The 6,627-nt window shown below is 66.1% G+C and carries 7 protein-coding genes; 3 read left to right on the top strand and 4 right to left on the bottom strand.

The annotated features are described in order from the left end of the window. Positions 1-109 precede the first annotated feature (109 nt). The 4 genes from GM1_RS20990 to GM1_RS20975 all read right to left on the bottom strand — a co-directional run bounded on the left by GM1_RS20990 (position 110) and on the right by GM1_RS20975 (position 3,756). Positions 110-1,810, bottom strand: coding sequence for a fumarate hydratase (locus GM1_RS20990; protein WP_040520940.1), 1,701 nt, complete (start codon positions 1,808-1,810; stop codon positions 110-112). 107 nt (positions 1,811-1,917) lie between these two features. Beyond that, entirely contained in the window at positions 1,918-2,763 is an 846-nt protein-coding gene (locus GM1_RS20985; RefSeq protein WP_008382258.1) for a patatin-like phospholipase family protein, read from the bottom strand. Further along, positions 2,760-3,299, bottom strand: a complete 540-nt coding sequence (locus GM1_RS20980) for a DinB family protein (protein WP_008382257.1) — start codon at positions 3,297-3,299, stop codon at positions 2,760-2,762. The genes GM1_RS20985 and GM1_RS20980 overlap by 4 nt, the downstream gene beginning before the upstream one ends. A 10-nt stretch (positions 3,300-3,309) precedes the next feature. Beyond that, positions 3,310-3,756 (bottom strand): MarR family winged helix-turn-helix transcriptional regulator, encoded by a 447-nt coding sequence (locus GM1_RS20975; protein WP_008382256.1) that lies wholly within the window; start codon positions 3,754-3,756, stop codon positions 3,310-3,312. Positions 3,757-3,877: 121 nt separating this feature from the next. Here GM1_RS20975 and GM1_RS20970 point away from each other — a divergent pair, with 121 nt between their 5' ends. The 3 genes from GM1_RS20970 (at position 3,878) to GM1_RS20960 (ending at position 6,554) form a co-directional block, all read left to right on the top strand. Next, positions 3,878-5,062: an MFS transporter gene (locus GM1_RS20970; protein ID WP_008382255.1), complete on the top strand. Its 1,185-nt coding sequence runs from the start codon at positions 3,878-3,880 to the stop codon at positions 5,060-5,062. A 148-nt stretch (positions 5,063-5,210) separates the two neighbouring features. Beyond that, positions 5,211-5,621, top strand: a complete 411-nt coding sequence (locus GM1_RS20965; protein ID WP_008382254.1) for a hypothetical protein — start codon at positions 5,211-5,213, stop codon at positions 5,619-5,621. Between the two features lie 18 nt (positions 5,622-5,639). Next, positions 5,640-6,554: an aminoglycoside phosphotransferase family protein gene (locus GM1_RS20960; protein ID WP_008382253.1), complete on the top strand. Its 915-nt coding sequence runs from the start codon at positions 5,640-5,642 to the stop codon at positions 6,552-6,554. Positions 6,555-6,627: the final 73 nt, after the last annotated feature.

Here is a 6,627-nt window from a genome sequence, read left to right as displayed (position 1 = left end):
CGGTGAGGCCAGACCTTTCGACTCGCAAGCTCGCTCAAGGAGCAGTGAGTCGTGCTCGCTCAAGGAGCAGGGGAGCGCGACTTCAAGGAGCAGTGAAGGATCAGAGGGGTCAGCGTTCCTTCGAACGGACGCGGATGCCGCTGATCGGCACATTGACGGTGCCCGAGGGATCGGTGAAGAAGTCGTTGCCCTTGTCGTCGACGACGATGAAGGCGGGGAAGTTCTCGACCTCGATCTTCCACACGGCCTCCATGCCGAGCTCGGGGTACTCGATCACTTCCTGGCTCTTGATGCAGTCGAGGGCCAGGCGTGCTGCGGGGCCGCCGATGGAGCCGAGGTAGAAGCCGCCGTGCGTGTCGCACGCGGTGGTGACCTGCTTGGAGCGGTTGCCCTTGGCGAGCATCACCATCGAGCCGCCTGCCGCCTGGAACTGCTCGACGTAACTGTCCATGCGGCCGGCCGTGGTCGGTCCGAACGAACCCGACGCCATGCCCTCGGGGGTCTTCGCCGGTCCGGCGTAGTACACGGGGTGGTTCTTGAGGTACTCGGGCATAGGCTGCCCGGAGTCGAGGAGGTCCTTGATCTTGGCGTGCGCGATGTCGCGGGCCACGACCAGCGGGCCGGTCAGCGACAGGCGGGTCTTCACCGGGTGCTTGGTCAGCTCAGCGAGGATGTCGGCCATCGGCTGGTTGAGGTCGATGTCGACCACCTCGCCGCCTGCGATGTCCTCGGCGACGCCCGCATCGGGCATGTACTGGGCAGGATCTGTCTCGAGCTGTTCGAGGAACACGCCGTCGGCGGTGATCTTGCCGAGGGCCTGACGGTCGGCCGAGCACGACACGGCGATCGCGACGGGGCACGACGCGCCGTGGCGGGGGAGTCGGACCACACGCACGTCGTGGCAGAAGTACTTGCCGCCGAACTGCGCGCCGATGCCGAACGACTGGGTGAGCTTGAAGACTTCCTCCTCCAGCTCGGTGTCGCGGAAGCCGTGCGCTGCCATCGACCCCTCAGTCGGGAGGTTGTCCAGGTAGTGAGCGGAGGCGTACTTGGCGGTCTTGAGCGCGAACTCGGCCGACGTTCCACCGATGACCACGGCCAGGTGGTACGGCGGGCACGCGGCGGTGCCGAGCGAGCGGATCTTCTCGTCGAGGAACTCGAGCATGCGCTTCGGGTTCAGGATCGCCTTGGTCTCCTGGAACAGGAACGACTTGTTGGCCGAGCCGCCGCCCTTGGCCATGAACAGGAACTTGTACTCGGGACCCTTGGGGCCCTGCTCGGTCGCGTAGATCTCGATCTGCGCGGGCAGGTTGGTTCCGGTGTTCTTCTCGTCGTACGTCGTGATCGGCGCGAGCTGCGAGTAGCGCAGGTTGAGCTTGGTGTAGGCGTCGTACACGCCGCGGCTGATCACCTCGCCGTCGTCGACGCCGGTGAGGACGCCTTCGCTCTTCTTGCCCATGACGATCGCGGTGCCGGTGTCCTGACACATCGGGAGGACGCCGCCTGCCGAGATGTTGACGTTCTTCAGCAGATCGAGTGCCACGAAACGGTCGTTGCCCGACGCTTCCGGGTCGTCGATGATCTTGCGTAGCTGACGCAGATGCGCTGGGCGCAGGTAATGGCTGATGTCGTGCATCGCCTCGGAGGTGAGTCGCTGGATCGCTTCGGGCTCCACCTTCAGGAACTTCTGACCGTCCACCTCGAACGTCGAGACGCCCTCGGTGGTCACCAGACGATAGGGCGTGTCGTCCTGGTTCGCCGGGAGGAGATCCGAGTAGAGGAATTCGGGGGCCGATGCAGATTCGCTCACGGGACGCATGGTATCCATCGCATGCGGCCAGGCAGGAGTAAGGCTACCCTATATCACTTGTTGCGGGGCGAATCGGTGCTGGTCGGCGGCGATTCGGTCAGGGTTGCTCACGAACTGACGAGAGGCTCGGCGGGCTCGGCGCGACGGCCTCCGTCGACGTCGAGGAACGACGCCGCCGTCAGGTACGCCTCGACGATGAGCTCGTCGGCCCGACTGAAATCGAGGGCGCCGACCGTGATCGGGCACGGTGGCGGCAGGACGATCAACTCGGCGTCGTCGGAGTATTCGCGGATGTCGGTGATCAGCCTGCGGTGGATGAGCAGGGCCATGGTGTGGAGGAGGATCTCGGCGACGTTGTCCGGCGGCTCGGTCAGCGTGCACGGGTCACCGCAAGGGAGGACGTAGACGATGTCCGCTCCCCGGTCGATCGCAGGTCCCAGAGCGGTGTTGTCGGAGACACCGCCGTCGACGAGTGTGCGGCCCTCCCACAGAACCGGCGGCAGAAGTCCGGGCAGCGCGCTGCTCGCGAGCACCGCATCGACGGCCGGTCCGGTCCGCAGCGGCACCTCGTCGCCGGTGACCAGGTCGGTGGCGATGACGGTGAGATCGATCGGTGCGTCCTCGAGTCGATCGAACGTCAGGTGTTTGTCGACGAGGTCGCGCATCCCGCTGTCGTCGAACATCGACGGGCGCTGCCCGCGCAACGCTCCGACCACTTGGCGGACGCTCGGCGGAAAGAGATCCCACGCCTTGAGCGAACGCCACACGTCGGAGAGATCGTCGAGTGCCGCTCCCGTGAAACCGTGACCGGAGATGAACGACGCGTTCAACGCGCCGGCCGACGTGCCGATCAGGACGTCGGGGGAGACGCCCCGTTCGCGGAGCGCCTGCATCATGCCCACTTGGGTGGCGCCGAGATTGGCACCGCCTGCAAGGACAAGAGCGGTGGTCATGGCCGCGGAGATCGAGCCGGGAGGCCGACGTCGACCCGGTGGTGTTCGAGGTCGTGGAGGGCGTACACGGCGAACGTGTCCACTGTGAACGACGATCCGTTGCTGCGGAGGCCCCGTCGGTCCCACTGGTCGTCGGCGACCGCGTCGTAGGCGGCTGCGAACCGGGCCGCTGCGTCGGCGATCTCGCCCGCGACGACAGTCGGGTCTTGTGTCCGGTAGCCGTCCGCGACGGCGGTCTCGTCCTGGTCCCAGTTCGCGAACTCGGCGGGTTCGGTGGTCAGCATCAATTCGAGACGCTTGGCCATGATGCGGTGCACATCGCGGATGTGACAGCCGTACTCGAGCGGCGACCAGGTGGAGTCGTTCGGACGTTGCGTCGCTTCGGGCCCGGACAGGATGTCCGCCCAGCCGTCGGCGGACGATGCGATCCGATCGCCGACCTCGTCGCGGTCCACCGTCGACGGGTCGAACCCGCAGTCGGTGCACGGGCGCGACATCACCCAGGTCCAATCCTTGGTGTCCGGTTCGATCGCCATGGTCGACAGTTTAAGCCGGTGATCTCAAGTGCACCGCGTCGACGAGCGATGCGAGCTCCGGCTGCTCGCCTGCTTCCTGGAGGGCTTCCTCGAGAGTGCGGTCGTGGGTGGGTCGTGCGGCTTCGAGAAGCGCGACGCCGGACGGCGTCAGTTCGGTGTAGATGCCTCGTCGGTCGTCCGCACAGAGGATGCGCGTCAGAAGTCCGCGGTCTTCCAAGCGGGTCACCAGCCGGGTGGTCGCACTGCTCGACAGCGCTGCCGCACGAGCGAGCTGCTGCATCCGCATGTGCCATCCGTCCTGCCGGCTGAGTGCGTCGAGGACGGTGAACTCCACCACTGACAGTCCGTGTTCGGACTGCAGAGACCGCTCCAGCTTGGTCTCGATGAGGGAATGGAGTGCCACAAGGGTGCGCCATCCGCGGGCGCGGATCTCGACCGCGTCGTCTGCGATTCCCATGGTCAGCCGCCTTTCGTCAGTGCGGTCAGCATAGCACCTTGCGAAGATAACCAGCGCGTGCAACTATCTAACTCGTTGCGTAAGCAAAGATTGCACACGCCGCTAATTGTAAGGAGTTGATATGCCTGTAGCGCTCTACGCCCTCGCCCTCGGCGGATTCGGGATCGGTCTCACGGAGTTCGTGATCATGGGGCTGCTGCCCGAAGTGGCCACCGACTTCGCCGTCACCGAGACCGTCGCCGGTTATCTGATCTCCGGCTACGCGTTGTCGGTCGCCATTGGCGGCATTCTGATGACGGCGCTGCTCGGTCGGATCGACCGCAAGAAGGCGTTGCTCGGACTGCTCGTCCTCTTTATCGTCGGCAATTTGATGTCGGCGACGGCGTCCACCTATGAACTGATGCTCGCAGGCCGGATCGTCGCTGCACTGTGCCACGGCGCATTCTTCGGAATCGGCGCCGTCGTCGCGGCGGATTTGGTTCCAGAGAATCGCCGCGCGGGGGCGATCTCGATCATGTTCGCCGGCCTCACCATCTCCAACGTGCTCGGCGTCCCGCTCGGCACCTTCCTCGGTCAGGCCGCAGGCTGGCGGTCCACCTTCTGGGCCATCACCGTCATCGGCGTCATCGCGCTCATCGGTATCGCGGCGTTGGTCAAGCCGACTCCGGCGCCACGCGAGCGTGCTGGGGTCTTCGCCGAGTTCGGCATCTTCCGCAGCCGCCAGGTGTGGCTGTCGATGGTCGTGACCGTCCTCGGATACGGCGGCATGTTCGGCGCCTTCACCTACATCGCCTACACCCTTACCGACGTCAGCGGCTTCAGCTCGTCGACAGTGCCGTGGTTGCTCGTCCTCTTCGGTGTCGGTCTCTTCGTCGGCAACTTGCTAGGCGGCCGCGCTGCCGACCGCGACCTGCGTCGCACGCTGATCGCCCTGTTCATCGCTCTCGCAGTAGTGCTCGCGGCGTTTGCGCTGACCGCAGGCTCGCAGATCGCGACCGTCGTTGCACTAGTCCTCATGGGCGGTCTCGGCTTCGCTACCGTCCCCGGCCTGCAGATGCGCATCATGAACTACGCGGGGGATGCGCCGACGCTGGCCTCCGGCGCCAACATCGCGGCGTTCAACGTCGGAAACGCTCTCGGCGCCTGGATCGGCGGCCTCACCCTGGCCGCAGGGCTCGGCTACACCTCTCCGCTGTGGGTCGGCGCGATCATCACCGCGGCCGGGCTGGCCGTCTACCTGGTCGCCACCCGCCTGCCCGGCGGCGAGTCGGCAACGGCGACCGAGCGCGAGCTCGTCGCAGCCTGACTACTCGCCGCGTCGACGGCGAGGGAATGGCCAACCGGCCCGCGTCGTCCAGTCGAATGACAGACTGTTCACAGCGAACAAGCTGTGTTCGATGTAGTTGATGTCAGCGTTCGACTCCGGGTCGACGCGAGGGAGGAAGGGCGCACCGATGAAGCGCAGCATCGCCGGAGTCGTGGGCGCCTTCCTCCTGTCTGGAACTGCGATCGTCGTCGTCGGATGCTCCGCGGAGCCGCTGTCGGCGGAGCAGACCACCGTCGACGAGCCGCTGACGCCGTGTGCGTTCGCGGAAGCGGACGATCTGGTGATGATGGTGCAGAATTCGGATCTCTCCGAGCGGCTGGCGTGGCCGATCACGTTCGAGCACGTCGACTGCTCCGGTGACTCGGCGATCGCCCACACCATGCCCGACGGCCGGACGCAGCCGACGGGGGTGCTGTTCCGCTATTCGGATGGAACCTGGCGGGCACTCGACGTCGGAACCTCGATCGACTGTGCCGCGTTCGGCGTGCCCGCGTCCGACGTCGGTCGCCTCGGCGGCTGTATGAAGGCCGTCGAGTAACTGTCTCCGTACGCTGGAATGGTGCGCATCCCTGACGAGCTGAACGCCCAACGACGTCTCGGGCCCGACTGGGAGAACTGGCTCGACCGGCTCCCGCGGCTCTGCGACGAGATCGTCTCCGACTGGGGGCTGACCGTGGTGGGAGAGCCGACCAACGGGTTCGCGTCGATCGTGATTCCGGTCAGCACCTCTGACGGGGACGCGATGCTGAAGGTCGGCTTCGACTCGTCCCCGGAGACCGAACATGAGCACCTCGCACTGACGTATTGGGCGGGGGACGGCGCCGTGACGATGTTCCGAGCCGACCCCGCCCGCCACGCGATGCTCCTCGAACAGCTCCATTCACGTGACCTGTCGCAGGAGTGGGACCTGCAGGCGTGCGAGATCGTCGCGGGCTTCTATTCGAGGCTGCACCGGCCCGCTCCGCCGCGGCTGCGGCCACTCACCGGTTTCGTCGACCGCTGGCTCGGCGCGCTTGAAGCCGACGCCAGGGAGATGCCGGTTCCGCGGAGGCTGATAGACCACGCTCTCAACCGCGGCAGGGCGTTCGTCGACGATCCGGCGTCGGTCGGGCGGATCATCCACGGCGACCTTCACTACGAGAACGTGCTCGCGGCCGACCGTGAGCCGTGGCTGGTGATCGATCCTCAGCCGATGTCGGGCGACCCGCACTATGAGCTCGCTCCGATGTTGTGGAACCGGTGGGACGAGATGGACGGCTACTTGCGCGAGTCGATCCAGCGCCGCTTCTACACGCTCGTCGAAGCTGCCGGACTCGACGACGACCGTGCCCGCGACTGGGTGATCGTCCGCATGATCCTCAATGCCCACTGGGCCGTTGAAGACGCTAAACGCATGAACCGCGCCCTCGACGCCGACGAGCGCGACTGGATCACCCGCTGCATCGCCGTGGCCAAAGCCGTCCAGCGCTAGCCCGCCAGCCTTCTCGAGCGCCCTGCCTCTTGCGGGACGCTGCCCGCTGCTCCTTGAGACATCCCAGAACGGG

The organism is Gordonia malaquae NBRC 108250 (assembly GCF_000344135.1).
Taxonomy (GTDB): Bacteria; Actinomycetota; Actinomycetes; order Mycobacteriales; family Mycobacteriaceae; genus Gordonia; species Gordonia malaquae.
Note: the sequence above shows the minus strand (reverse complement) of the source record. Positions and strands in the feature narration are given on the sequence as shown.